The 24,502-nt window shown below is 69.9% G+C and carries 24 protein-coding genes and 1 pseudogene; 9 read left to right on the plus strand and 16 right to left on the minus strand.

The genetic code is table 11. The annotated features are described in order from the left end of the window. Positions 1 to 8: 8 nt before the first annotated feature. A complete protein-coding gene (locus tag FGI33_RS01980; protein WP_119433963.1) occupies positions 9 to 794 on the plus strand; it encodes an isoprenyl transferase in 786 nt (261 codons plus the stop codon). Positions 795 to 1,017: 223 nt separating this feature from the next. Further along, a pseudogene (locus tag FGI33_RS01985) lies at positions 1,018 to 2,352 on the plus strand (PhoH family protein); the annotation flags it as partial. A 90-nt stretch (positions 2,353 to 2,442) separates the two neighbouring features. Here the strand turns inward: FGI33_RS01985 and FGI33_RS01990 are convergent. The 5 genes from FGI33_RS01990 to xseA all read right to left on the minus strand — a co-directional run bounded on the left by FGI33_RS01990 (position 2,443) and on the right by xseA (position 6,886). After that, on the minus strand, positions 2,443 to 3,870 hold the full coding sequence (locus tag FGI33_RS01990) for a class II fumarate hydratase (RefSeq protein WP_119433957.1): 1,428 nt from the start codon (positions 3,868 to 3,870) through the stop codon (positions 2,443 to 2,445). 83 nt (positions 3,871 to 3,953) lie between these two features. Then, complete coding sequence (locus FGI33_RS01995; RefSeq protein WP_119401919.1) at positions 3,954 to 4,601, minus strand: carbonic anhydrase; 648 nt, start codon at positions 4,599 to 4,601, stop codon at positions 3,954 to 3,956. Beyond that, entirely contained in the window at positions 4,598 to 5,311 is a 714-nt protein-coding gene (locus FGI33_RS02000) for a DUF4245 domain-containing protein (protein ID WP_119433956.1), read from the minus strand. The genes FGI33_RS01995 and FGI33_RS02000 overlap by 4 nt, the downstream gene beginning before the upstream one ends. A gap of 2 nt (positions 5,312 to 5,313) precedes the next feature. After that, positions 5,314 to 5,559 carry an exodeoxyribonuclease VII small subunit gene (locus FGI33_RS02005; RefSeq protein ID WP_015490867.1) on the minus strand — a complete coding sequence of 82 codons (246 nt, stop codon included), beginning with the start codon at positions 5,557 to 5,559 and terminating at the stop codon, positions 5,314 to 5,316. 10 nt (positions 5,560 to 5,569) lie between these two features. Next, positions 5,570 to 6,886, minus strand: coding sequence for an exodeoxyribonuclease VII large subunit (gene xseA, locus FGI33_RS02010; RefSeq protein ID WP_119433955.1), 1,317 nt, complete (start codon positions 6,884 to 6,886; stop codon positions 5,570 to 5,572). Positions 6,887 to 6,988: 102 nt separating this feature from the next. Between xseA and FGI33_RS02015 the strand changes: the two genes are divergently transcribed. Both FGI33_RS02015 and FGI33_RS02020 read left to right on the plus strand, forming a co-directional pair. After that, a complete protein-coding gene (locus tag FGI33_RS02015; RefSeq protein WP_119433954.1) occupies positions 6,989 to 8,023 on the plus strand; it encodes a 4-hydroxy-3-methylbut-2-enyl diphosphate reductase in 1,035 nt (344 codons plus the stop codon). Beyond that, positions 8,020 to 8,868 (plus strand): DUF6264 family protein, encoded by an 849-nt coding sequence (locus FGI33_RS02020; protein WP_119433953.1) that lies wholly within the window; start codon positions 8,020 to 8,022, stop codon positions 8,866 to 8,868. The genes FGI33_RS02015 and FGI33_RS02020 overlap by 4 nt, the downstream gene beginning before the upstream one ends. Positions 8,869 to 8,956: 88 nt before the next feature. Here the strand turns inward: FGI33_RS02020 and fbaA are convergent, their stop codons facing one another. The 3 genes from fbaA to FGI33_RS02035 all read right to left on the minus strand — a co-directional run bounded on the left by fbaA (position 8,957) and on the right by FGI33_RS02035 (position 12,163). After that, a complete protein-coding gene (gene fbaA / locus FGI33_RS02025) occupies positions 8,957 to 9,982 on the minus strand; it encodes a class II fructose-bisphosphate aldolase (RefSeq protein ID WP_119433952.1) in 1,026 nt (341 codons plus the stop codon). Positions 9,983 to 10,087: 105 nt separating this feature from the next. Next, a complete protein-coding gene (locus tag FGI33_RS02030; protein ID WP_237582178.1) occupies positions 10,088 to 11,467 on the minus strand; it encodes a DNA recombination protein RmuC in 1,380 nt (459 codons plus the stop codon). 66 nt (positions 11,468 to 11,533) lie between these two features. Then, complete coding sequence (locus FGI33_RS02035; RefSeq protein ID WP_237582179.1) at positions 11,534 to 12,163, minus strand: 3'-5' exonuclease; 630 nt, start codon at positions 12,161 to 12,163, stop codon at positions 11,534 to 11,536. Between the two features lie 98 nt (positions 12,164 to 12,261). On the opposite strand from FGI33_RS02035, the gene ychF reads away from it, so the two are divergent. Together ychF and FGI33_RS02045 are read left to right on the plus strand one after the other, a co-directional pair. Further along, positions 12,262 to 13,335, plus strand: a complete 1,074-nt coding sequence (gene ychF, locus FGI33_RS02040) for a redox-regulated ATPase YchF (RefSeq protein WP_119434109.1) — start codon at positions 12,262 to 12,264, stop codon at positions 13,333 to 13,335. Between the two features lie 118 nt (positions 13,336 to 13,453). Further along, positions 13,454 to 15,442, plus strand: coding sequence for a hypothetical protein (locus FGI33_RS02045; RefSeq protein WP_147359321.1), 1,989 nt, complete (start codon positions 13,454 to 13,456; stop codon positions 15,440 to 15,442). A gap of 43 nt (positions 15,443 to 15,485) precedes the next feature. Here FGI33_RS02045 and FGI33_RS02050 read toward each other — a convergent pair whose 3' ends face one another. The 5 genes from FGI33_RS02050 to FGI33_RS02070 form a co-directional block, all read right to left on the minus strand. Then, a complete protein-coding gene (locus FGI33_RS02050) occupies positions 15,486 to 16,376 on the minus strand; it encodes a hypothetical protein (RefSeq protein WP_147359320.1) in 891 nt (296 codons plus the stop codon). 266 nt (positions 16,377 to 16,642) lie between these two features. Continuing rightward, positions 16,643 to 17,410: an SCO1664 family protein gene (locus FGI33_RS02055; RefSeq protein ID WP_119434107.1), complete on the minus strand. Its 768-nt coding sequence runs from the start codon at positions 17,408 to 17,410 to the stop codon at positions 16,643 to 16,645. Continuing rightward, positions 17,410 to 17,967 (minus strand): DUF3090 domain-containing protein, encoded by a 558-nt coding sequence (locus FGI33_RS02060; protein WP_119434106.1) that lies wholly within the window; start codon positions 17,965 to 17,967, stop codon positions 17,410 to 17,412. Before FGI33_RS02060 ends, FGI33_RS02055 begins: the two co-directional genes overlap by 1 nt. Before the next feature lie 23 nt (positions 17,968 to 17,990). Beyond that, positions 17,991 to 18,683 (minus strand): histidine phosphatase family protein, encoded by a 693-nt coding sequence (locus FGI33_RS02065; protein WP_119434105.1) that lies wholly within the window; start codon positions 18,681 to 18,683, stop codon positions 17,991 to 17,993. 50 nt (positions 18,684 to 18,733) lie between these two features. Next, the gene (locus FGI33_RS02070; protein WP_119434104.1) at positions 18,734 to 20,143 is read right to left on the minus strand and encodes an amino acid permease; all 1,410 of its coding nucleotides are present in this window, start codon (positions 20,141 to 20,143) and stop codon (positions 18,734 to 18,736) included. A gap of 213 nt (positions 20,144 to 20,356) precedes the next feature. Between FGI33_RS02070 and FGI33_RS02075 the strand changes: the two genes are divergently transcribed. Further along, entirely contained in the window at positions 20,357 to 20,794 is a 438-nt protein-coding gene (locus tag FGI33_RS02075) for a DUF2510 domain-containing protein (RefSeq protein WP_119434103.1), read from the plus strand. Between the two features lie 33 nt (positions 20,795 to 20,827). Here FGI33_RS02075 and FGI33_RS02080 read toward each other — a convergent pair whose 3' ends face one another. The 3 genes from FGI33_RS02080 to FGI33_RS02090 form a co-directional block, all read right to left on the minus strand. Continuing rightward, positions 20,828 to 21,280, minus strand: a complete 453-nt coding sequence (locus FGI33_RS02080) for a universal stress protein (protein WP_119434102.1) — start codon at positions 21,278 to 21,280, stop codon at positions 20,828 to 20,830. Positions 21,281 to 21,282: 2 nt separating this feature from the next. Continuing rightward, complete coding sequence (locus FGI33_RS02085; protein WP_119434101.1) at positions 21,283 to 22,749, minus strand: APC family permease; 1,467 nt, start codon at positions 22,747 to 22,749, stop codon at positions 21,283 to 21,285. A gap of 72 nt (positions 22,750 to 22,821) precedes the next feature. Next, positions 22,822 to 23,244, minus strand: a complete 423-nt coding sequence (locus tag FGI33_RS02090; protein ID WP_119434100.1) for a MarR family transcriptional regulator — start codon at positions 23,242 to 23,244, stop codon at positions 22,822 to 22,824. 214 nt (positions 23,245 to 23,458) lie between these two features. Between FGI33_RS02090 and FGI33_RS02095 the strand changes: the two genes are divergently transcribed. Both FGI33_RS02095 and FGI33_RS02100 read left to right on the plus strand, forming a co-directional pair. Next, positions 23,459 to 23,863 carry a hypothetical protein gene (locus tag FGI33_RS02095; protein ID WP_119403261.1) on the plus strand — a complete coding sequence of 135 codons (405 nt, stop codon included), beginning with the start codon at positions 23,459 to 23,461 and terminating at the stop codon, positions 23,861 to 23,863. A gap of 60 nt (positions 23,864 to 23,923) precedes the next feature. Next, positions 23,924 to 24,487: a GIY-YIG nuclease family protein gene (locus FGI33_RS02100; protein ID WP_237582180.1), complete on the plus strand. Its 564-nt coding sequence runs from the start codon at positions 23,924 to 23,926 to the stop codon at positions 24,485 to 24,487. Positions 24,488 to 24,502 lie beyond the last annotated feature (15 nt).

A 24,502-nucleotide genomic window follows, 5' to 3' on the forward strand; every position in this document is an offset into this window, starting at 1 on the left:
TGGCCTCCGTGCGAGAGAAGCCGATCCGACCGTGGCGCGGTCTGCTCTACCGGGCGTACCAGAAGCGCCTCCGCCGCGGCCTCGACCGCGACGCGCTGCCGCACCACATCGCGATGATCCTCGACGGCAACCGCCGCTGGGCCCGCCAGCTCGGGCTCGAGTCCGCGGCCCACGGGCACCGCGCGGGAGCGGCCAAGTTCCTCGAGTTCCTCGAGTGGTGCGACGACCTCGACGTCAAGGTCACGACGCTCTACCTCCTCTCCACCGACAACCTCACGGGCCGCGGCAGCGCCGAGCTCACCGCGCTCATCGACATCATCGGCGAGCTCGCGGAGGACCTCTCGCGGCACCGCGACTGGCGCGTGAAGCACGTGGGATCCGACGCCGGCCTGCCGCCCGAGCTCATCGCCCGGCTCGACGCCTCGGAGGAGCGCTCGAAGGACAACCCGGGGCTGCACATCAACCTCGCGGTCGGCTACGGCGGGCGCACCGAGATCGCCGACGCCATGCGCAGCATCGTGCAGCAGCACCACCTCGCGGGCGGCACCCTCGAGGACCTCGCGGCCCTGCTCACCCCCGACCTCATCGGCGAGCACCTCTACACGAGCGGCCAGCCGGATCCGGACCTCGTGATCCGCACCTCGGGCGAGCAGCGCATCAGCGACTTCATGCTGTGGCAGTCGGCGCACAGCGAGCTCTACTTCATGGAGGCGCTGGGTCCCGACCTCCGCGAGGTCGACTTCCTGCGCGCGCTCCGCGACTACTCCTCGCGGCAGCGGCGCTTCGGCTCCTGACGCGTCTCCGGGCGCCGTCGGGCGCGGGTCGAGGAAGAGTTAATGTCCACGACACATCCGGACCCGCGTCGCTCTGGTCAGCACGGCGGTGCGCGACGTAGGTTCCACTCATCGGGCATGGCGCCCGATCGAGAGGGCCGCAGGATCTCTTCTCGCCACCGTGGCCCGATCGCCGTCAGGATCCGAGCGCGACCGCTCGGGGATGGAGTGGCCCGTGGCCCCGATGGACAGCCAGAGCAGCACCGCACGACGCGCGAGCCGGGGGGAGGGGACGCCGCAGGCCGAGCGCACGTACGTGCTCGACACCTCCGTCCTCCTGTCCGACCCGCGTGCGCTCTTCCGCTTCGCCGAGCACGCGGTGGTGATCCCGGTCATCGTCATCACCGAGCTCGAGGCGAAGCGCAACGACCCGGAGATCGGCTACTTCGCGCGCCAGGCCCTCCGCCACCTCGACCAGCTCCGCGAGGAGCACGAGCGGCTCGACTTCCCGATCGAGGTGGGCGAGGCCGGCGGCACGCTGCGGGTCGAGCTGAACCACTCGAGCATGTCGGCCCTCCCGAACGGGCTGCAGCTGGGCGACAACGACTCCCGGATCCTCGCGGTCGCGCTCAACCTGTCGACCGAGGGCCTCGCGGTCACGGTCGTCTCGAAGGACATGCCGCTGCGCGTGAAGGCCGCGTCCATCGGCCTCCAGGCGGAGGAGTACCGCGCCGAGCTCGCCGTCGACAGCGGCTGGACCGGCATGGCCGACGTCACGCTCTCCAGCGAGCAGATGGCCGACCTCTACGACGGCGAGACGCTGCAGACGCGCGTCGTGCAGGACCTGCCCGTCAACACGGGCGTCGTGCTGCACTCCGACCGGGGATCCGCCCTCGGCCGCGTCGTCCGCCGCGGCACGGTGCACCTGGTGCGCGGCGACCGCGAGGTCTTCGGCCTCAAGGGCCGCTCGGCGGAGCAGCGGCTCGCGATCGACCTGCTCCTCGACCGCGAGGTGGGGATCGTCTCCCTCGGCGGCAGCGCCGGCACCGGCAAGTCGGCGCTCGCCCTCTGCGCCGCGCTCGAGGCGGTGCTGGAGAAGCAGCAGCACCGCAAGATCATGGTGTTCCGGCCGCTGTACGCGGTGGGCGGCCAGGAGCTCGGCTACCTGCCGGGTGACGCCGCCGAGAAGATGAACCCGTGGGCGCAGGCCGTGTTCGACACCCTCGGCTCCGTGGTCTCGCAGAACGTCATGGACGAGGTGGTGGAGCGGGGGATCCTCGAGGTGCTGCCGCTCACCCACATCCGCGGGCGCTCGCTGCACGACGCGTTCGTGATCGTCGACGAGGCGCAGTCGCTGGAGCGCAACGTGCTGCTCACGGTGCTCAGCCGCATCGGGCAGAACTCGCGCGTGGTGCTCACGCACGACGTCGCGCAGCGCGACAACCTCCGCGTCGGCCGCCACGACGGCGTCGCGAGCGTCATCGAGACGCTCAAGGGCCACGAGCTGTTCGGGCACATCACGCTCACGCGCTCGGAGCGCAGCGCGATCGCGGCGCTCGTCACGGGGCTGCTCGACGGCGACCCCGTGCGATCCATCCGCCGGGCGCATGACGACGGGCGCCGGTCCCCGCGGGGACCGGCGCCCGTCGGCGTCGGTGCGGAGCGGCGGCTACAGGCCGGGCGCCGTCATCCGCAGCACGTCGAGGCCCTGGTCGAGCTGCTCCTCGGTGATCTCGCCGCGCTCGACGTAGCCGAGGTCGACCACCGCCTCGCGCACGGTCATCTTCTGCGCGACCGAGTGCTTGGCGATCTTCGCCGCGGCCTCGTAGCCGATGATGCGGTTCAGCGGCGTCACGATCGACGGCGACGACTCCGCGAGAGCCCGCGCGTGCTCCTCGTTGACGCGCAGGCCGTCGACGGTCTTGTCGGCGAGCAGGCGCGTGGACGATGCGAGGATGCGGATCGACTCGAGCAGCGACGAGCCCATGACGGGGATCGCGACGTTGAGCTCGAACAGGCCCGAGGCGCCCGCCCACGCGACGGTGGCGTCGTTGCCGATGACGCGCGCGCACACCATGAGCACGGCCTCGGGGATGACCGGATTCACCTTGCCGGGCATGATCGACGACCCGGGCTGCAGGTCGGGGATGTGCAGCTCGCCGAGGCCCGTGTTCGGGCCCGAGCCCATCCAGCGGATGTCGTTGCAGATCTTGGTGAGGCTGACCGCGAGGGTGCGCAGCGCGCCGGACGCGTCGACGAGGCCGTCGCGCGCGCCCTGGGCCTCGAAGTGGTCGAGCGCCTCGGTGACGGGGAGTCCCGTGTCGTCCGCGAGCACGCGGATCACCTTCTGCGGGAAGCCGACCGGGGTGTTGATGCCCGTGCCGGTGGCCGTGCCGCCGAGCGGGACCTCCGCGACGCGGGGGAGCGCCGTGCGCACGCGCTCGATGCCGAGGCGGATCTGGCGCGCGTAGCCGGCGAACTCCTGGCCGAACGTGACCGGGGTCGCGTCCATGAGGTGCGTGCGGCCCGCCTTGACGAGCCCCTTCCAGTCCTCGGCCTTCGTCTCGAGCGACTCCGCGAGGTGCTCGAGCGCGGGGATCAGCTCGGCGAGGAGCGCGCCCGTGACGGCGACGTGCACCGAGGTGGGGAAGACGTCGTTCGACGACTGCGACGCGTTGACGTGGTCGTTCGGGTGCACGGGCTTGCCGAGCGACGCGGTCGCGAGCGCCGCGAGGACCTCGTTCATGTTCATGTTCGAGCTCGTGCCGGAGCCCGTCTGGTACACGTCGATGGGGAAGTGCTCGTGGTGGGATCCGCCCGCGACCTCGTCGGCGGCGGACACGATGGCGGCGGACACATCGTCGTCGATGATGCCCATCTCGCCGTTCACGATCGCGGCGGCGCGCTTGATGCGGGCGAGCGCCTGGATCTGCGCGGGCTCGAGGCCGCGGCCGGAGATGGGGAAGTTCTCGACGGCGCGCTGCGTCTGGGCGGCGTACAGCGCGGTCCGGGGGACCCGCACCTCGCCCATCGTGTCGTGCTCGATGCGGAAGTCGTCCGCTGAGCTGCTGTCGGATCCGGGGGAAGTGTCGACCACGCTGTTTCTCTCTCCTTCGGGACGGGTGATGCGCCCATGGCCTGGTGGGTCCTGGGGTGTGCGGGTCAGCGCGGACAGCTCCTCTAGCGAGGGATGTCGCCCACGATGACGTCGGGCACCGCGGTGCCCTCGAGGAGCTTGTAGTTGGCGCCGACGATGGCCAGGCTACCGGCCGCGACCCGGTCGGAGATCATCTCGGATGCCTCCAACATGCGGGTCACGGTGCCGCGCAGGTGCTGGCGGCCGACCTCGCCGGCGTCGACCTCGCTGGGCACGACGTGGTCGCCCGCGACGCGGCGGACGGCGGGCGCGATGGGGGCGATGAGGTTCGCGATGTGCGGCGGCAGGGCCTCCGCGTCGGGCGCGGCGCTCTCGATGGCGGCGCGCACCGCGCCGCACTCGTCGTGGCCGAGCACCACGATGAGCGGCACGCCCAGCACGGCGACGGCGTACTCGAGGCTGCCGAGCACGGAGTCGGAGATGATCTGGCCGGCGTTTCGGATCACGAAGAGGTCGCCGAGGCCCTTGTCGAAGATGATCTCGGCCGCGAGGCGCGAGTCGCTGCAGCCGAACAGCGCGGCGACCGGGCGCTGCACGTGGGCGAGCGCCGCGCGGCGCTCCACGTCCTGGCGCGGGTGCTCGGGGGTGCCGGCGACGAAGCGCGCGTTGCCCTCGACCATCTCGGCCCACACGTCCGCGGGCCTCTGCACGGGCTCGTCCTGGTCGGTCATCCCTCGATCCCCTCTCCGGGTGCGGTGGTGCTGGTGGTGCCGTCGGCGGGCGCCGGCGTCGACGTCGTGCCCGCCGGGGCGGTGCGCGCCGCGGCGACCGCGTCGATGGCGGTGCGGAGCTCGTTCGCGTCGGCGGTGCCGTAGATCGCGTAGGTGCTGTCGCCGTCGACGGCGCTCGCCGCGAGGACCACGTTGCCCGGGTCGTCCGCCTGCGAGTTGTCGTACAGGGTCCACTCGAGGCCGCCGATCTCCTCGGAGCTCACCTCGGGGGCCGACTGCAGGGTCTCGTCGAGCCAGGTGGGGTTCGCGTCGATGCCCTGCGAGATCCCGATGTAGCGGTTGCTCGGCGTGATGAGGCCGATGTACCAGACGGCCACGCCGTCGCGGCCGGCCGGGCGGATCTCCGCGTCGTTGCTCTTCCAGGCGGTCGGCAGGTCGGGCACCACGAGCGTCTGCGGGAAGCCGCCCTGCGCCTCGGCGGCCGCGGCGCCGTAGTCGACGTCGGGCAGGATCGTGGTGTTCGAGCGGGGGACGAGCGCGACGATCACCGCGACGGTCGCGACCGTGACGAGGAGCGAGTAGAGCAGGTTGCGGAACGTCTGCTTGGCGCGGTGGCGGCGGGAGTCGGCGGCCTTGCGAGCGGCGGTCTCCTCGGGCGTCTCGGGCCGGCCGAGCTCGGCGACGACGTTCGGGGTGCGGGGCTTGGCCACGGTCAGCCGGCGTCGGACGCGGCGGTCGTGCGGGCGGCGTCGAGCCGCGCCTTGGCGCCGAGCAGCCACTCCTCGCAGCGGGCCGCGAGGGCCTCGCCACGCTCCCACAGGGCGATCGACTCCTCGAGCGTGGACGCGCCCTGCTCGAGGTCGTTGACGACGCGCACCAGGGCGTCGCGCGCCTCCTCGTAGCTGAGCTCGGAGACGTCGGGCAGGCGTGCGCCGGTGTCGGCGGGGCTGGTGGGCATGGGGGAGATCCTAGCTTTCGGCGCCGGACGCCGGCCGGGCGTCCCGGGCGGGGGAGGCGGGCAGCCGCGCGGCCGACGACGGGATGTCGTCGGTGGGGCCGGTGGAGGTGGCGCCGAGCGCGCCGGCGGCGAGCCGCAGCACGAGGCCGGTGCCGTCGGGGGCGTCGGCCGGGGTCCGGAGGGCGGATCCGTCGGCCGTCTGCACGATGGCGTAGCCGCGGTCGAGCACGTGCTGCGGGGAGAGCGTGCGGAGCTGCCGGGACAGCTCGCTCGTCTGCTGCATCCCGCGCTCGACGACGCGGCCGGCGAGCTCCGCGGATCGCGCGATGTAGCGGCCGAGCTCCTCGGCGCGCGAGTCGACGATCCAGGAGGTGCTCGTGAGGACCGGCCGCGACCGGAGCTGCTCGATGCGGTCGATCTCCCCGCGCACCTGCGACGTGAGGCGCATGCCGATGCGGGCGCGGGCCTGCTGCACGCGCGACAGCTCCTCGGAGACGTCCGGCACGACGCGCTTCGCGGCGTCGGTGGGGGTGGATGCACGGAGGTCGGCGACGTCGTCGAGCAGCGGCCGGTCGGCCTCGTGGCCGATCGCGCTGACGAGCGGCGTGCGGCACGCGGCCGCCGTGCGCACCAGCCCCTCGTCGCTGAAGACGAGCAGGTTCTGGAAGTCTCCGCCGCCGCGCGCGATGACGATGACGTCGACCTCGGGATCCTCGTCGAGCACCCCGATGGCGCGCGTGACCTCGCCGGCGGCCCGGTCGCCCTGCACCGCGGTGTGCACGACGCGGAACCGCACGCTCGGCCAGCGCAGCTGCGCGTTGCGGAGGACGTCCTTCTCGGCGTCCGAGTCCTTGCCCGTGATGAGGCCGACGCAGCCGGGGAGGAACGGCAGGCGGCGCTTGCGGTCGGCGTCGAACAGGCCCTCGGCGCGCAGCGTCTGGCGCAGCCGCTCGAGCCGCTCGAGCAGGTCGCCGAGGCCGACGTGGCGCATCTCCAGCACCTGCATCGTGAGCGTGCCGCCCTTGACCCAGTAGTTCGGCTTCACGAGCGCGACGACGCGGGCGCCCTGGCCGAGGTCCGCGGGGATCTTCGCCCGTACGGACGACCAGACGGTGAAGCTGACGGTGGCGTCGACGTCGAGGTCCTTGAGCTTCCCGTAGACGTTGCCGCCGGATCCGCCCCACTGGGTGATCTCGCCCTCGACCCACGCGGTGCCGAGCCGGTCGATCCAGCCCTTGATCTTCCCGGAGAGGACGGAGACCGGCCAGGGCGCGTCGACCGTCGGGGCATCCGCCGCCGGCATGGACACGGTGCGCGTCTCGCTCATGGCTCCCCCACTCGTCGCCCAGCACGGGCGCTTAGACTCGGGACTGTGACTACAGCGACCACTGACCAGCGACTCGTGGGAGCACCCGTCGTCAGCCTGTCGATGCCGCGGATGCCCGGCGTCCGCAACAGGCTCAAGGATAACCCGGTGGCCGGACCCAAGAAGGTCCTGCTCGCCGCTCCCCGCGGCTACTGCGCCGGCGTCGACCGCGCCGTCGTGGCGGTCGAGAAGGCGCTCGAGCGCTACGGCGCCCCCGTCTACGTGCGGAAGCAGATCGTCCACAACGTGCACGTCGTCTCGACGCTCGAGCGCATGGGCGCGGTGTTCGTGGAGGAGGTCGACGAGGTCCCCGAGGGCGCCCACGTCGTCTTCAGCGCGCACGGCGTCTCGCCGGCCGTCGTCCAGGGCGCGGCCGACCGCAGGCTCCAGGCCATCGATGCGACCTGCCCCCTCGTCACCAAGGTGCACCGCGAGGCCGTGCGCTTCGCCAAGGCCGACATGCAGATCCTCCTCATCGGCCACGAGGGCCACGAGGAGGTCGAGGGCACCGCGGGCGAGGCGCCCGAGCAGACCATCGTCGTCAACTCCCCGGAGCACGCCGACGTCATCGAGGTCAAGGACCCCGACAACCTCGTCTGGCTCTCGCAGACCACGCTCTCGGTCGACGAGACGATGGAGACGGTCCGCCGACTCCGCGCCCGCTTCCCCAACCTGCAGGACCCGCCGAGCGACGACATCTGCTACGCCACGCAGAACCGCCAGGTCGCCATCAAGAAGGTCGCCGTCGACGCCGACCTCGTGATCGTCATCGGATCCGCGAACAGCTCGAACTCCGTCCGCCTCGTCGAGGTCGCGCTCGAGTACGGCGCCAAGGCGTCCTACCGCGTCGACTACGCGTCCGAGGTCAAGCAGGAGTGGCTCGACGGCGTGAACACCGTCGGCGTCACGAGCGGCGCGTCCGTCCCCGAGGTCCTCGTGCAGGAGCTGCTCGACGACCTGGCCGACGCCGGCTACGGCGACGTCACCGCGGTCGTCACGGCCGAGGAGGACCTCGTCTTCTCCCTCCCCAAGGAGCTGCGCAAGGACCAGTCCGGCAACACGGACTCCCGCGCCATCGGCGGGCGCACCCGCGCGTGAGCGACGACGACGGCCCGCGCCGTCCCGGTCGCCCGGCACCCCGGTACGGCGAGTACGCGTCGCCGTCCTCGTCGGACGCCGGCGGATCGTCGGAGCTGTCCGAGGCGGACGCGCGGATCGTCGCCGAGGCGGCTGAGTACCGCCGCGCCCAGGCCGAGCGGGACGCCCCGGCGTCCGCCGGTCGCGGCGGGAGGAAGGCCGGCAAGGCCGCCGCGCCGCAGACGCTCGCCGAGCAGATGGCCGAGGAGCGCAAGGCGGCGCGGGAGCGTCAGCTCGCCGAGCGCCGCGAGGCGGAGAGGGCCGCCGCGGACGGCCGTCGCGACTCGGAGAAGGCCGCCTCCGCCGAGCGCCGGGGCACGCGCGGTGCGCCGACCTCCCCGCCCGCCCCGGGTCCCGCATCCTCCGACGGCGCCACCCCGGGCACGCGTCCCGAGCGTCCCGCCTACCTCGCGGGGCAGGAGCGGCGCCGCGCGCCCCGACGCTTCGACGCGGCCATCACGGTCGGCCTGCTCGCCGCGGGGCTCTTCAACGTCGTCGGCAGCATCTCCTCCAACGCCGACCTCGCGCGATCGCTGAACCAGTCGTTCGCGCTCTTCGGCTTCGGGGAGTACACCGCCACCCCGCAGACGCCGGTGGTCGGCATCGCGCTCAACTTCGTCAACGTGATCGTGTTCGTGCTGACCGCCTGGATCGCGCTCGAGCTCGTGAAGCGCCGACGCATCGCGTTCTGGGTGCCGATCGCCGGTGCGGCGCTCGCGGCGCTCATCGGCGTGATCCTCCTGGCCACGTTGGTGATGGGCGACCCGTCGTTCGTCCAGCAGATGCCGGGGTACTCCGGCTCCTGACGCGCCTTCCGCGCAGACGACGGCGGGGCCGGTCCTGGTGGACCGGCCCCGCCGTCGTCTGCGCAGCCGTGCGCGCGGCTGCGTCCCGCTAGCTCTGCGACTTGCCGTGCGAGCCGAGCTGGCGCGTGGCCTCGACGACGCGGGCGGCCATGGCGGACTCCGCCGTCTTGCCCCAGGCGCGGGGGTCGTACGTCTTCTTGTCGCCGACCTCGCCGTCGACCTTGAGGAAGCCGTCGTAGTTGCGGAGCACCGAGTCGGCGATGGAGCGGCTGAACGCGTACTGCGTGTCGGTGTCGATGTTCATCTTCACGACGCCGTTGCGCACGGCCTGGGCGATCTCGTCGTCGGAGGAGCCGGATCCGCCGTGGAAGACGAGGTCGAAGGGCTTCTCGCCGGTGCCGTACTTCGACTGGATGCCGTCCTGGATCTCCTTGAGCAGCGCCGGGCGCAGCTGCACGCCGCCGGGCTTGTACACGCCGTGCACGTTGCCGAAGGTGAGCGCGGCCATGTAGCGGCCCTCGTCGCCGAGGCCGAGGGCCTCGACCGTGGAGATCGCGTCCTCGAGGGTCGTGTACAGGTGCGAGCCGGTGTCGTGGCTGACGCCGTCCTCCTCGCCGCCGACGACGCCGATCTCGACCTCGAGGATCGCGTTGATCGCCTTCATGCGGGGGAGCAGGTCCGTCGCGATGTCGAGGTTCTCGTTGAGCGGGATGGCCGAGCCGTCCCACATGTGCGACTGGAAGATGGGGTTGCGGCCCGCGCGGACCTCCTCCTCGCTGGCCTCGATCATGGGGATGACGAAGCCGTCGAGGGCGTCCTTCGGGCAGTGGTCGGTGTGCAGCGCGACGGTGATCGGGTAGTTCTTGGCCACCTCGGTGGCGAAGCGCGCGAACGCGAGCGCGCCGGCCGCGCGGTTCTTCACGGTGTGGCCGGAGAAGTAGTCGGCGCCGCCCGTGGTGACCTGGATGATGCCGTCGGATCCGGCGTCGGTGAGGCCCTGAAGGACCGCGTTGATGGTCTGCGACGAGGAGACGTTGACCGCCGGGTAGGCGAATCCGCCGGCCTTGGCGCGATCCAGCATCTCGGCGTACTGCTCGGGGGTTGCTACGGGCATGGTGCATCTCCTTCGGCGGATCCACGGCGACGCCGTGCGGCTGTCGCGGGTCCTCGTCGGCCGGTGGGATCACGTCCCCCGGCCGGGCCCCGCGTGCTCGCCACTCTACCCAGCGGGGGTGTCCGCGACCGGGGCGGGCGGGCGCGTGAACTCGTCCGCGGTGAGCTGCCGGGTGGTGGCCTCGAGCGGCTCGAGCGTGCCGATGACCTTGGACTCGTCGAGCCGGGTGAGGCGGCGGGCGGTGGGGAGGACCTGGCGCTCCAGGGATCCGACCACCCGGTTGTAGTCGCCCACCGCTCCTGTGAGCGAGCGGCCGAGCTTGGCGATGTGCTCGCCGCTCGTGGCGAGGCGCGCGTGCAGCTCGCGGCTGAGGTCGAAGAGCTGCTTCGCGTCCTCCGTGAGCACCTCCTGCTGCCAGCTGAACGCGACGGTCTTGAGCACCGACCACAGCGTGACGGGCGAGGAGAGCGCGACCCGGCGGGAGAACGCGAACTCCATGATGCTCGGATCCGCCTCCAGCGCCGACGACACCAGCGACTCGCTCGGGATGAACGCGATGACCATCTCCGGGCTCGCGTCGAGCCCCTCCCAGTAGGCGCGGCTGCCGAGCGCCGTGATGTGGTCGCGCACGGCCTGCACGTGCTGCCTCATGAGGTGGTCGCGCCGCGCACCCTCGGGCCCGGTCGCGGAAGCGGGGATGGCGCTCGCCTCGAGGTACGCGGTGAAGGGCGCCTTCGCGTCCACCGCGATGTTCTTGCCGCCGGGCAGGTGCACGACCATGTCGGGCCGGCCGATGCCCTGCGCCGTGGAGACGGACGATTGCACGTCGAAGTCGACGCGGTGGATGAGGCCCGCCGCCTCGACGACGCTGCGCAGCTGCGTCTCGCCCCACACGCCGCGCGTGCTGTTGGAGCGGAGCGCTGACGCGAGCGTCTCGGCCGTGGCGCGCAGCCGCTCCTCCGCCTCGGTGGCGCTCCGCAGCTGCTCGCTCAGCTCGCCGTGCTGCTGCCGGCGCTGCTCCTCCAGCTCGTGCACCTTCGCCTGCACCTGCTTGAGGCTCTCGGCGACGGGGCTGAGCGCGGTGAGCACGCGGCCGTCCTCCTCCGTGCGGGCGACCTCGGCGCGCTGGATCTCGCGCAGCCTCGTCTGCAGCTCCGCGATGCGGTCCTCCTGCTGGCCGATCTGCTCGCGGAGGTGGGACTCCTGCGCGTCGAGCCGCTCGCGGTGCAGCGCATCCTGCGTCTGGGCGCGCTCGGCGAACTGCGCGGTGGTCTGCGCGACCTGCTCCTCGGCGAGCCGCTCCGTGCGATCCAGCTGCTCGCGCAGCGCCTGGACCGTGGCCTCGGCGGCGGCGAGCCGCGCGGCCTCGCCCGCGCTGCCCGGTGCGTCCACGCCCGAGCGGGCGCGCGACACGGCGAGCCCGACCACCGCGCCCACGGCCAGGCCGATGACGAGGCCGACGAGCAGGGCGATGACGGGATCCATGCGTGCAGTGTGCCAGCGGCCCCCGACACGGCCGGGACGCGGGTCGGCGGGTGGGCGAGCGGGGGATCAGGCCCAGTCGATGGGCGGCGTCGCGGCCGCGGAGGCCTGCGTGACGGTCTGCGTACGCGGCGCGCCGATGCGGCCGAGGCCGACGCCGGCCGCCTCCGCCAGCCCCGCGATCGACGCGGCGCCGTGCCGGGAGGCCGCGTGCACGACGATGGCGGCGCACGCGCGGGCGTCCGCCAGCGCCTCGTGGTGCGAGAAGTCCTCGAAGCCCGCGGCCCGCGCGGCGACCGGCAGCCGGTACGAGTCGAGCGCGTAGGTGCGGCGCGCGACCTGGAGGCTGCAGAGGTAGGAGTACGGCGGCGGGATGAGCGCGGTGGCCTTGCACGCGCCCTGGATCACGCCCATGTCGAAGCGCGCGTTGTGGGCCACGAGGTGGTCGTCGCCCGCGAAGGCCATCAGGCGCGGCAGCTGGTCGGCCCAGCCGTCGGCGTCGATGACGTCGTCTTCGACGATGCCGTGGATCCGCGTGTTCCAGACCGAGAAGGTGTCGTGCCCCGCGGGCGGCCGGATGAGCCAGGACGCGGTCTCGACCACGACGCCGTCCCGGACCTTCACGAGACCCACCGAGCACGCGCTCGCCGACGAGTTGTTGGCGGTCTCGAAGTCGATCGCGGTGAAGTCCAACGGCATGGTTCGAGTGTTCCACGCACGACCGACGCCGGATCCCGGGACAGCCCAGCCGACCGCGGGCGGGGGAGGAGCCGGAGGGCCCCGTACGATGGACTCCCGTGGCTCTCACTATCGCGATCGTCGGTCTCCCCAACGTCGGCAAGTCGACGCTCTTCAACGCCCTGACCAAGAACCAGGTGCTCGCCGCGAACTACCCGTTTGCGACGATCGAGCCGAACGTGGGCGTGGTGAACCTGCCGGACCCGCGCCTCGAGGTGCTCGCCGGCCTCTTCGGCTCCGAGCGGATCCTCCCCGCCCCCGTCTCCTTCGTCGACATCGCGGGCATCGTCCGCGGCGCGAGCGAGGGCGAGGGCCTCGGCAACCAGTTCCTCGCCAACATCCGCGAGGCCGACGCCATCGCGCAGGTCGTCCGCGGCTTCGAGGACGAGGACGTCGTGCACGTCGACGGCCGCGTCGACGCCGCGAGCGACATGGAGACCATCAACACCGAGCTGATCCTCGCCGACCTGCAGACCCTCGAGCGCGCCGAGCCGCGCTACGAGAAGGAGCTGAAGACGAAGCGCATCGAGCCCGTCGTGCTCGAGACCGCGAAGGCCGCGCGCGAGTGGCTCGACTCGGGCAAGCCGCTGTCGGCGTCGAAGATCGACCTCGAGCCCGTCCGCGAGCTGGGCCTGCTGACCGCCAAGCCCTTCATCTACGTGTTCAACGTCGACGAGCAGGTGCTCGGCGACACGACCAAGCTGGCCGAGCTGGCCGCCCTCGTGGCGCCCGCGCAGGCCGTGTTCCTCGACGCGAAGATCGAGTCGGAGCTCATCGAGCTCGACCCCGAGGATGCCGCCGAGATGCTCGCGAGCACCGGCCAGGAGGAGTCCGGCCTCGACCAGCTCGCCCGCATCGGCTTCGAGACCCTCGGCCTCCAGACTTACCTGACGGCGGGCCCCAAGGAGACGCGGGCCTGGACCATCGGCCGTGGCTGGAAGGCCCCGCAGGCGGCCGGCGTGATCCACACCGACTTCGAGAAGGGATTCATCAAGGCCGAGGTCATCTCCTACGACGACCTGGTCGAGACCGGCAGCATCGCCGAGGCGCGCGCCAAGGGCAAGGCCCGCATCGAGGGCAAGGAGTACGTCATGCAGGACGGCGACGTGGTGGAGTTCCGGTTCAACAACTGATCTTGGATTGAGCAGTTAACGGGCTCAGGAGCTGCCAACCATCGCGTAGGTTCTACGCATGGCCAATGAAGGTGATGAGACCCTGAACCCACTTCCGTGGCGACAGCGAAGTTCGAGCATGCCTAGCCTGCCGGGAGCAGCTAACGGCTGGTTGGAGTTGCTTCGCGGTGTTCTGACGCAGGTCGCGGAAGGTTCTGGCATTGACCCCGAGTTCGTCTTCAATACCCCTGGCTCAAGTCGCCGCCTTACGGCAAAAGACTACGCCTCGCAATTGGGCGCCGCTCATTTAATGACAAGAGCGACCACCGGCGCAATCCAAGTCACCCCCTACGCGCGCGAGTGGCTACTGAACGGCCGTCCAGACTACCTTGCGCTGATTTTTCACCGACACGTTCGTTTCGTTGGCGAGCTCCTGGCTGAACTTGAAGTGGCGCCTCGCTCTGTCAGTGACCTTACAAATGCAGCTAATGAGAAATATAAGCTCGGCTGGCGAAGTGCTGATTCGGTACGTCGACGTATCACATGGTTGCGCATATTAGAGCTTATTGAAGAGACCGGCTCAAACTCATATCGGCTCTCGCAGTCAGGTCGTGATCTACTCGACGGCATTGCAATCGAGCAACAAGCCGCCGCGTGGGCGCAATCCAACGATACTGTTGACGTCGTGCTTCCAGTTCAGCCGGCAGAAATTTCCAGTCTGCTCAGTGCGCTACGGGCGGACTCAACGCAGCAAGACAAGCGAAAGCACGTCGTGGCCTATGTGCCGAGCGTAGATGGGCAGTCGGTCATTGACAGTTTACGGTCGTTGACATCAGCGGGAATCCCATCTATATCTCAAAAAGACTTTGATATTTACTGCGCAGATGTGTTCAGTATAAAAGCAAGCTCTGCTAGCTCGGCGCTTACGACTTTGCGCGCAATGGGTCTTTACGAGCCCATTGGCAAGTCGATGTTCTCGGCAACCGCTGCAGCTCGAGAATGGATCGAATCTACTCACGATGTAGACCTCGTACGGATATTACATATCAACATTCGTTTTGTTGGCGAGCTTCTCTCCCATGTAGACTCAATTAACAGAGTGCCGCAGTTGCACGAAAAGGCCGTGTCGGCTTACGGACTACAAGTGGCCAACACGTCGACAGTGGCCACAATCCTACGCATATTACGAGCGTGCGGGGCAGTAACAGAAACGGGCTACGCACAGTACCGGCTTACAAAGCTGGGCGCGGCTTTGGGGGAAGAGCTTCCCCTGATGGCTCCTAGTGGCTCGGGTGAGCGCGAGTTGACAGAGGGGGCGTCCCGGGATGCGGAAAGCGTGGAACGGCGGACGGCAAGCTCACTCACTTCGGAATTAATTTCTGCCTCCACCGCATCCCAGAACTCTCAGCGCTTCGAATCTTTAATTGCTGATGCGTTCACGTTTCTAGGTCAGCGGTCAGTGCATCTAGGTGGTCCGGGAAACACTGACGTCATCGTGCATGTCGGAGTCGGTTCTATTACTTATGGAACGGCCATAATCGACGCGAAGACGGCAGGATCCGGGATGGTCGGAGAAAATGCCATCAATTTTCAAGCTCTTCATGAGCACAAGGTAAAGCATGGGGCGACTCTGGCAGCCGTCATTGGGCCGGCATTCCAGCCGGGGCGCCTCGAACAGTGGGCAAAAGACAATAAAGTGGTGCTGATCTCCGTGAGTCAGCTGGAAGAAGTCCTGCGCCATCACGAAACTTCTCCACTGGGCCCGGAGGATTTGGTGATGCTGTTCGACGTTGAACAGGGCTGGGATGTGTTGCAGGCGAAGTGGGCCGCCCTGGACAGGCGAAGCCGATTGCTGAACCTGGTTGTAGATTGCTTTGTACGCGAAACTGAAGAGAACGATCCAGTTTTAGGCTCTTCTCTAGATATTGTCAGCTTGTATCGCGCGGTAAGAGATCAGATTGCCCCAAAGCCCGACACGTCCGAATTGCAAGAGATTCTCGATTTCCTCACCATGCCGTTCGTAGGGGCGATTGCCGCTAGTAAAGCCGGTTACGAATTGCGTGAGTCTCCGGCCACCACCGCCCGACGTTTGATCTCGCTGGGTGTAGTAGTAGGGCGTACAAGTTGAGTTACGATAAGGCGAGTTGCTCTCCGCCCAAGTGCTCTTTAAATTAGGGTGGTGAGAACCTATAGTGCGCATCGCGTGCAGAAAGGGCGCACAGCTCTTCGAGGTACGTGCGTGAGAGAGTCTGGCCATCGGGCGCTCGGCCGAACCCAGACTGTAGTAGAAAAGTCTCAAGCCTTGATCGTGATTTGTGCACACTGCCGGGCCAAAATTGGTTATACACTTGATTGTTGAGACTAAAGCGGGACTTGAAGTAGGAGCCGAGAAGTTTCTCCGTGTACTCCTCGGTGTTGACCATTGTCACTATGGCGTTGTCGATAATGCCAATAAGCCGATGTGCGGCCGCGATGATGCTGGCGACCTCTTTAAAGCTAGGTGAGAGACCCGCTTCAAAAGAATTAATTGCTCTAACAATGTCCAGTCCTCTGTGGAGTGACGCAATGTCGTTTGCGTGTTTCTCGAGGTTGGTTCTAGTTTGGCTACGAATGCGAAGCGGCCCGCCTGAGTGTACGGTGGCGTTACGCCAATTTAGCCCAAAAAGGACGAGATTTAGCTCGGGGTCGTCTTTGTCAAGCCTCAAGCGGTCAGTAACTGCCGTTAGTTTTTCGCGCCCGCCGTCGAGGTTGTTAATGACAGCAACCTCGAGCGCAGTAAACAGCGCGTCAACTTGCAAAGTGCGCTTTCGATACGCGTCGACCAGATCTACAATCCAAGCAAGGGATGTCACCAGCGCGTACTCGCGGCTTCGCGCCGCCGACCGAGCGTGATCTCGCGGGTTCCAGACGGTGCTGAATTCTTCGTTTAGCGTTGCCGAACCGACTTTAACGGCATCGAGGCCAACTAGAATGGTAATTAAGAAGTGATTGTTCTGCCCTGCGCTCTTCTTAAACGCCGTCTGTGCGGGTGTGTTGATCAATTTGAGTACGTCGTTTTGCATGTGTGTTGGCTCGACTTGAACGAACATCTGCGGCTTTAAAGGACCCTAGGGCGAATAAAGGCCGCCGTCTTACCAAATTAGACCATCAACACAGACCCAAATCTACTTGGTCACTACTTCGCGTCAATGCCCCCTTTGGGGGTAGAGAGCGCTGGGGAGGCGCATAAGCCGGTAAGGGCTACTTGTCGCCACAATTGACATACCCGTCGAGTAAGGTGCCATGCCGGGCATAGCGCCGTGTCCCGACGGCGATGCCGGGGCGGCTCTCAAAAGAGCGGCCAAGGCACCGCGGACTGCTGACCGGCCGGCGCCGGGAACCGTGCCTCCAGGTGCAGGCGCGTGCACCGCTCCGCCAGCGCCGCGACCTCCTCCGCGGTGAGCAGCCCCGCCAACTCCCGCCCCAGCTCCCCATCCAGCCCCGCGAGCACCCGATCCACGCCCTCGAGCTCCTCCGCCGTGAGCGGATCCCCGACCCACCCCCACAGCACCGTGCGGAGCTTGTGGTCCTCGTGGAAGGTGAGGCCGTGGTCGACGCCGAAGCGGTGGCCGTCCGGCGTGGCGAGCACGTGGAAGCCCTTGCGGTCGGCGTTGTTGACGATGACGTCGAAGACCGCCATGCGGCGCAGCGCCGGCGTGTCCTCGTGGATGAGGGCGACCGTGTTGCCCTCCTCGTCCTCGCCGCCCAGGACCGTGCGGTAGCCGGCCTCGGGGATCTCGGCAGCGGGGACCAGGTCGACGGCGTCCTGGTCCGGATCCTCCTCCTGCCAGAGCTGCACCATGCCCTCGCCCGCGGGCCCGTCGCGGAGCCACGTGCGCGGCACGATGCCCCAGCCGAGCGCCTCGGAGACGAGGTAGGCAGCGACCTCGCGGTGCGCGAGAACCGCGTCGGGGAAGTCCCAGAGCGGGTTCTCACCGCGGATCGGCTTGTAGACGACGGTCACGTCGCCGATCGTCCCGAGGAAGGTCGCGTTGGACGCGGTGCGGATGCGGCCGGTGACGATCAGCTCGCCGTCCAGCGGGTCCGTCGCCGACATCATTCGTCGGGGAAGGTGTGCTCGTGCCCGTCGGGGTCGATGGGGTAGCCGCAGATCGCGCAGATCGGGCGGCCGGCGCCCACGACCTCGTGGGTGCGCTTGGCGAACGCGCGGGCGGCGCCGACGGGCATGCGCACCACGAGCATCTCGGTGTCGTCCACGTCGTCGTCGACGCTCGGGAGGTCGAAGTCATCGCTGTCGTCGTCCTCCGCGAGCGGGTACGCCTCGATGACGACCTGGGCCGTCGTCGGATCCCAGCCGAGGCCCATGGCGCCGGTGCGCCAGCGCTCGTCGACCTCCTCGAGCGGGTCGTTGTCGACGAGCTCCGGGGGCGTGCTCGCGGGGATGCTGAAGGGGTTGCCCTCGACGGTGACGAGCTGGTCGAGGATCTCGTCGATCTTCTCGGCGAGCAGAGCGGACTGCTGCTTCTCGAGGGCGATGGTCACCAGCTGCGGTCCGGAGCGCACCTGGAAGTAGAACGTGCGCGCGCCCGGGAGGCCGATGGTGCCGACCACGGCCCGGTCGGGCCAGTCGAATTCGAGGGCTCGTGTGGGCATGCGTCCACTCTAGGCGCGTGCGATCACGGCGTGCTGTGCCCGGCGCCGCCGCCGACCGGCGCATCGCCGGCCACGGCGCTCGTCGCCAGCCACGAGAGGTCGCCCGCGTCGGTGTTCGTCGCGTGCACGGTGGGGCGGCCCGGGCCGTAGCGGACGATCGAGAGGGACGCGGGGCCGACGTCGATGCGCTGGAACAGGTCGAGGTGCATGCCGTAGGCGTCGGCGAGGATCGACTTGATGATGTCGCCGTGGCTCACCGCGACCCAGACGGCGCCGGGCCCGTGCTCCGCCTCGATTGCGGCGTCGTGGCGGCGGATGGCGGCGACGGCGCGCGCCTGCATCCCGGCCATGGACTCGCCGCCGGGGAAGACAACCGCGGACGGGTGCGCCTGGACGGTCTTCCAGAGGTCCTCGGTGGCGAGCTCGCTGAGCGGCCGGCCCTGCCAGACCCCGTAGTCGCACTCGGTGAGCTCGGGGTCGACGGGCTGGGGCGGCGTGCCCTGCTGCCGCTCGAGGATCCGCTGCGCGGTCTCCCAGCAGCGCTGCAGCGGGCTGGAGACGACGGCCGCGAGCGGGACGGCGGCGAGCCGGTCGCCGGCGCGGTCGGCCTGGTCGCGTCCGGTGTCGTCGAGGTCGACGCCGGGGGTGCGCCCCGCCAGGATCCCGGTCGCGTTCGCTGTGGTGCGTCCGTGCCGCACGAGGATCACTGTCGCCATGCCGCCAGCCTAATCAGCCGGGCGCGGCGGTCACCGGTCGGCCGGCGAGCTCACCGGGTGTCGGGCACCGGCATGGCGGGCGCGCTGGCCTCCTCCGCATCGGCGGTCTCCGCCGGATCCACGGACCCGCCCCGCGCCTTCGTCACCACGTAGAGCGCCAGCACGACCGCCCATGCGACCAGGCTCAGCACGAGCTGCGGGCGGATCTCGGGATCCAGCGCCATCTGCGCGAGCACGGCGAGGATCCCGACGACCGTGACGATCGAGAGGCCCGGGAACAGCCACATCTTCACCGGGAGCCCGGCGGATCCGCTGCGGCGGCGGAGGACGATCTCCGAGATCGCGATCAGCAGGTAGACGAACAGGATGATCGCGCCCGAGGAGTTGAGCAGGAACAGGAAGACGGTGTCGGGGGAGACGGCCGCCGCGATGACGCAGAGGAAGCCGACGACGGACGAGAGCAGGATCGCCGCGCGCGGGACTCCGCGCTCGGTCACCTCCACCAGCCTCGCCGGTGCCTCCTTCCGCGCCGCGAGCACGAACAGCATGCGGCTCGCCGTGTAGAGGCCGGAGTTGAGGCACGAGAGCACGGCGGTGAGGACGACCGCGTTCATCACGTCGCCCGCGAACGGGATCCCCATGCGGTCGAACGCGCTCACGAACGGGGAGGCGCCGAGCTCCGTGGAGTCCCAGGGGAGGATCACGGCGAGGAGGAAGAGCGAGCCGACGAAGAAGAGGGAGATGCGGAGGATCACGGAGTTGGTCGACTTCCGGATGGCCTTCGCGGGGTCCTTGGACTCGGCGGCCGCGATGGTGGCGATCTCCGCGCCGACCATGGAGAAGATCACGACGACGACCGAGGAGAAGATCGCCCCGACGCCGTTGGGGAAGAAGCCGCCGTTGGCGACGAGGTTGGAGAAGTCGAGCGAGCGGCCTGGCCAGATGCCCAGCACGTAGAGGCTGCCGAGGCCGAGGAACAGGATGATCGCGGCGACCTTGATCCCCGCGAACCAGTACTCGAACTCGCCGAACGCGCCGACGGAGATGAGGTTGGTGGCGGTCATCAGCGCCATGAGGCCGAGGGAGAGGAGCCAGAGCGGCGCGTCGAACCAGTAGGTGAGCGCCTTCGCGCCGGCGACCGCCTCGAAGCCCACGACGATGACCCAGAAGTACCAGTACAGCCAGCCCATCGAGAAGCCGGCCCAGCCGCCGAGGGCGTGCCGGGCGTAGTCGGCGAACGACCCGGTGCTGGGGTTCGCGGTCGCCATCTCGCCGAGCATGCGCATCACCAGGATGATCAGCACGCCGGAGATCGCGTACGTGAGGAACGCGCCGGGACCCGCGCCGTTGATCACCACCCCGGACCCCACGAACAGTCCGGCGCCGATGACGCCGCCGATCGCGATCATGGTGAGCTGCCTCTGCGTGAGGCTCTTGCGCAGCTGGGGTGCGGATGCCATGTGGATGCCTCCGAGCGGTTCGGCGTTCGCGGGCGGGGGATCCTCCCGCTCGACCGGCGACGCGTCGGGCCGGGAGGTGCTGAGCACGATACGCACGGGACGGGCGCGACCGGGAAGTGTTCACATGGGCTTTACATTCGGACGGGTCGGGCGGGGCGGCCGGGACCCGACGGAGCACGATGGGCGCAGGAGCTCACGAGGAGAGGCGAGACGATGGCAGCTGAGGCGCAGGCCGGGTGGTACGACGACGGGTCGGGGACCATGCGCTGGTGGGACGGCACCCGCTGGACGGAGACCGTGCAGCCTCCGCCGCCCCCGGGGTACGGGGCCTCGGCCGCTTCCGCTCCCGTGGCCTCTGCTCCGGCCGCCTCGATCCCGGCCGCGTCCATCCCGGCCGCCGCCGCCCCAGCTGCGGCTGCGTCCGCGGCCTCGCGCACGCGCGGGAAGACCTACGTGGTGGTGCAGACCATCCTCAAGGAGAAGCTGTGGGGCACCGGATCCGGCAACCTCACGGAGCTGGAGGACGCGATCAACGCCCAGGCGGCACGCGGCTACCGCCTGCACACCATCTCGACGGCCGTGTCGGGCAGCAAGGGACTCGGCGGCGGCGACCGCATCCAGGCGACGATGGTGTTCGAGGCCCTCGACTGAGGTCCCGGCGGGCGCCCTCGGCGGGCTCGCGCGCTACGCCCGCCCGCGCACCGGCCGGCAGATCAGCACCGGGCACGGCGCCGAGTGCTGCACACGACTGGCGGTGCTGCCCAGCAGGATCGTCGCGGTGAGGCCCCGGCTGCCGGCGGCCATGGAGATCAGGTCGGCGTGGAGCTCCTCGGCGGCGCGGATGATCTCGGTGGCCGGGGAGCCGCTGCGCACGTCGCGGTGGATCGTCGGGCCCCAGCCGTCGAAGACCGCCGCGACCACGTCGACCGCGATCGCCGCGTCCTTCCGGTAGCTCAGCTCCGTCTGCGCGTGCGGGTGATGCGGGCCGAGCTCGTTCGCGAAGGGGGCCGCCGCGTAGGGGCTCACGACCGCGAGCACCGTGACCTCCGTGATCTCGCGGCCGTCGGCGATCCGCTGGAACTGGCGGGCGCCGACGAGCGACGCCTGGGATCCGTCGGTGGTGACGATGACGTGCACGGTCAGACCTCCCTGTCCGTGGGGCCTGCCGCGGCGACGCCCGCCGCGGCCTCGAGGTCCGGCTTCTTCGCGCCGAACGTCCGCTGCGCCAGGTAGAGCACCAGCCCCAGCGCGAGCAGGCCGCCGACCCAGAACAGCGCCCCGGGGTCATCGACGAGCGTGTAGACGAGCACGGCGACGTTGCCGAGGATCCCGACGATGAGCAGCGGCGTGTTCGCGCGGTACGTGTCGTCGGTCTCGTCGTGGCCGCGCAGCTTCAGGCACGCGACGATCACGAGCGCGTAGATGAAGAGGAGGAACACGACGGTGATGGTGGCGAGGCGGTCGACGATGTCGAGCCGCTCGTCCTCGGGGATGCCGGCCTGGCTGGAGCGGATCGCCGCGCCGATGATGAGGAGCGCCGCCACCACGGCGCCGCCGAAGAGCAGCGCCACGTAGGGGCTGCGGCGGGCCGGGTGCACCTTCGCGAAGATCGCGGGCACGACGTTCTCGCGGGCCATGCCGAAGAGGATCCGCGACTGGGCCACCACGGTCACGAGCGCCGTGTTGCTGATGGCGACCATCGCGATCACGGCGAAGATGACGAGCATGATCGCCGCGGGGATGAAGAACAGGTCGGCGCGCACGACCTCGAGGAGCGTGTTGCCGGCGAGGTCGTCGATCGGCACGGCGAGGGCCGCGGCCATCGAGACGAGCACGTAGACGACGCCGGCGGTCATCATGCCGCCGATGAGGGCGCGGGGGAACGCGCGCGACGGGTCGATGGTCTCCTCGGCCACGTTCGCGGCGTTCTCGAACCCGGTCATGGCGAAGAACGCGAGCGAGACGCCGGCGAGCACGGCCAGCACCGCGGATCCGGCGCCGCCCTCGACCTGGAACTGCAGCAGCACGGCGGGGTCGCCGACGCCCTCGACGAGCGCGATCACGCCGATGGCGACGACGATGATCAGGCCGCTGATCTCCACGAAGGTCATGACCACGTTGGCGATGACGGACTCGCTGATGCCGATGAGGTTGATGAGCGTGATGACCGCCACGAACGCGACCGCGATGCCGGTGGTCGCCCAGATCGCGGACTCGGGGAGGCCGATCAGGTCGGCGAGGTAGCGCACGAAGCCGGCCGCGAGGGATCCGACGGCCGCCATGTTGGCGCTGAGCATGCAGATGGTGATGAAGAACGTGAGCACCGGGCTGCGGAACGCCTTGTTGATGTAGAGCGAGGCGCCGGCGGCCTGCGGGTACTTGGTGACGAGCTCCGCGTAGGCGAGGCCCGTGATGGTCGCGATGGAGACGCCCACCAGGAACGCCATCCAGAACGCGCCGCCGACGGCCGCGGCGACCAGGCCGACGAGCACGTAGATGCCGGATCCGAGGACGTCGCCGACCACGTAGAAGTACAGCTGCTTGACCGTGATGGAGCGCTTCAGCTCGGATCGCGGAGGGGCCTGGGCCTCGATCGGGTTCGCCATTTCCCCACACTAGGGACGCGGCCGCGAGAGGTCGAGGGGCGATGTCGCGCGCGGCCGCCCGATCCGTCCGGCTCAGGCGCCGTCGGCGACGCGCCGCATGGTGTCGATCGCGTGCCGCAGCTCGGCCTCGTCGACGGGCGGCCGTGCGGCGGCGCCGGCCTCGCGCATCCACGCGGTGCGGGCGCGCAGCACGGCGTCGAGGAGCCGCCGGCCCGCGGGGCCCACGACGAGATACCGGCCCTCGCCGTCCGTCTCCTCCGCGAGGACGCCGCGCTGCAGCAGACCCGCGAGGCTCGGCACGAGGGCGGCGCGCGAGGTGCGGGTCCAGGTGGAGAGCGACGCCCGGTCGACGCGCATGCCGGTCGCGACGACGCGCAGCAGCTGGATCTGCAGGCCGGTGAGCCCGTGCCAGGCGTCCAGCGTGGCGGCGTCCATGAGGTCGAAGACGGTCGCCATCGCGGCGATCAGCTCCTCGTGCGTGCTCGGTTCGGACACGGCGCTCCTCTGCGTCGCGGTGGGGCGAGCGGGCGGACCTCCCGTTCGTCGGGGGAAAGCTACCCATCAGGACCGTTCCCGGTCCAGGCTCCCGGGGGACCCGTCATGTGGACGGGCATCCGGGGATACTGGGGGCAGGTGCGCGCCCTCCTCGGCGGCGGCCGGGACGGGGAGGCCGCATGAGCGCAGCAGATGACGCCGGACGGGCGCGGGCATGACGCCCCGGATCCGCGCGCTCCTCCTCACCGGCATCATCACCGGTCTCACCATGGCGATCGTCGCGGTCGCGCGGCCCTGGACCCGCGAGGACGCACCCGACGACTGGGTGGTGCTCCGCTTCGAGGCGGGCGAGGCGGCCTCCGCGTACGAGGCCTTCGAGTCGCTGGCCGCCACGGAGATCGCGGGCGACGACGCTCTTCAGCTGCTCGAGGCCGGCTGGATCGACGGCAACGAGTTCGGCGAGGACTCCTACGACGTCTACTTCGTGGGCCACGACCGCCGCATCATGTGGGAGGTCCTCGAGCCGATCTTCGCCGACGCGCCCGTGCCGTGGACGTCGGTGGAGCTCCGCCGCGGCCTCGAGGACGAGGCGCCCGTGGTGGTGCGCGCGGCGCGCTGAGCGGGTCCCGTCCGGCTCTCGCGGGCCCCGGTGTCGGCGCGCGCGCCTAGCGTCGGGGGCATGACGTCGACCGGATCCGCCCCGTGCCGCGCCGAGGGCTGCGCCGCCGTGGTCGAGCCCGGCGCGCCCGTGCCGCTGTGCGCGGCGCACCTCGTGGCCGCCGCCGCGTGGGCGGAGCGGGCGCACGGCGTCGAGGACGTGCTGCCGTCGCCGTGCCCGGCATGCGGATCCCGCCTCGGCGTGCGCTACCCGTCGGGCTGGCTGTGCGCCGTGTGCGAGTGGCGGCACGGCGAGCACCCGGACGGCGAGCTAGCGCCGCCGCGGGTCGACGTCGTCTACTACATCCGCTTCGGCGACCGGATGAAGATCGGCACGAGCGCCAACCCGCGGCAGCGGCTCGGCACGCTGCGGCACGACGAGCTGCTGGCCTTCGAGCGCGGCGGGCGGGCGATCGAGCGGGCCCGGCACGCCGAGTTCGCGCGGCAGCGCTTCGCCCGCACCGAGTGGTTCGAACTCGACGCCGAGCTGCGGGCGCACGTGGCCGCGCTCGCGGCGGGGCAGCCGGATCCGTGGGAGCTGCTCGCCCGCTGGCGGAGCGAGGCGCTGGCGTCGCGGGTCAGCTGAGGCGGGCGGTCGCGC

The organism is Clavibacter phaseoli (assembly GCF_021922925.1).
GTDB classification, from domain to species: Bacteria; Actinomycetota; Actinomycetes; order Actinomycetales; family Microbacteriaceae; genus Clavibacter; species Clavibacter phaseoli.

Coding starts and splice junctions, on each gene's coding strand:
- FGI33_RS02060 (WP_119434106.1), bottom strand. CDS start 17,967: ATGCCCACACGAGCCCTCGAATTCGACTGGCCCGACCGGGCCGTGGTC.
- xseA (WP_119433955.1), bottom strand. CDS start 6,886: ATGAGCGAGACGCGCACCGTGTCCATGCCGGCGGCGGATGCCCCGACG.
- FGI33_RS02030 (WP_237582178.1), bottom strand. CDS start 11,467: ATGGATCCCGTCATCGCCCTGCTCGTCGGCCTCGTCATCGGCCTGGCC.
- FGI33_RS01995 (WP_119401919.1), bottom strand. CDS start 4,601: ATGACCGACCAGGACGAGCCCGTGCAGAGGCCCGCGGACGTGTGGGCC.
- FGI33_RS02070 (WP_119434104.1), bottom strand. CDS start 20,143: ATGGCATCCGCACCCCAGCTGCGCAAGAGCCTCACGCAGAGGCAGCTC.
- FGI33_RS02035 (WP_237582179.1), bottom strand. CDS start 12,163: ATGCCGTTGGACTTCACCGCGATCGACTTCGAGACCGCCAACAACTCG.
- FGI33_RS02075 (WP_119434103.1), top strand. CDS start 20,357: ATGGCAGCTGAGGCGCAGGCCGGGTGGTACGACGACGGGTCGGGGACC.
- FGI33_RS02085 (WP_119434101.1), bottom strand. CDS start 22,749: ATGGCGAACCCGATCGAGGCCCAGGCCCCTCCGCGATCCGAGCTGAAG.
- FGI33_RS02055 (WP_119434107.1), bottom strand. CDS start 17,410: ATGTCGGCGACGGACCCGCTGGACGGCGAGCTGATCGTCACCGGCCGC.
- FGI33_RS02050 (WP_147359320.1), bottom strand. CDS start 16,376: ATGCAAAACGACGTACTCAAATTGATCAACACACCCGCACAGACGGCG.
- FGI33_RS02100 (WP_237582180.1), top strand. CDS start 23,924: ATGACGTCGACCGGATCCGCCCCGTGCCGCGCCGAGGGCTGCGCCGCC.
- FGI33_RS02015 (WP_119433954.1), top strand. CDS start 6,989: ATGCCGCGGATGCCCGGCGTCCGCAACAGGCTCAAGGATAACCCGGTG.
- FGI33_RS02065 (WP_119434105.1), bottom strand. CDS start 18,683: ATGGCGACAGTGATCCTCGTGCGGCACGGACGCACCACAGCGAACGCG.
- FGI33_RS02005 (WP_015490867.1), bottom strand. CDS start 5,559: ATGCCCACCAGCCCCGCCGACACCGGCGCACGCCTGCCCGACGTCTCC.
- FGI33_RS02045 (WP_147359321.1), top strand. CDS start 13,454: ATGCCTAGCCTGCCGGGAGCAGCTAACGGCTGGTTGGAGTTGCTTCGC.
- fbaA (WP_119433952.1), bottom strand. CDS start 9,982: ATGCCCGTAGCAACCCCCGAGCAGTACGCCGAGATGCTGGATCGCGCC.
- FGI33_RS02095 (WP_119403261.1), top strand. CDS start 23,459: ATGACGCCCCGGATCCGCGCGCTCCTCCTCACCGGCATCATCACCGGT.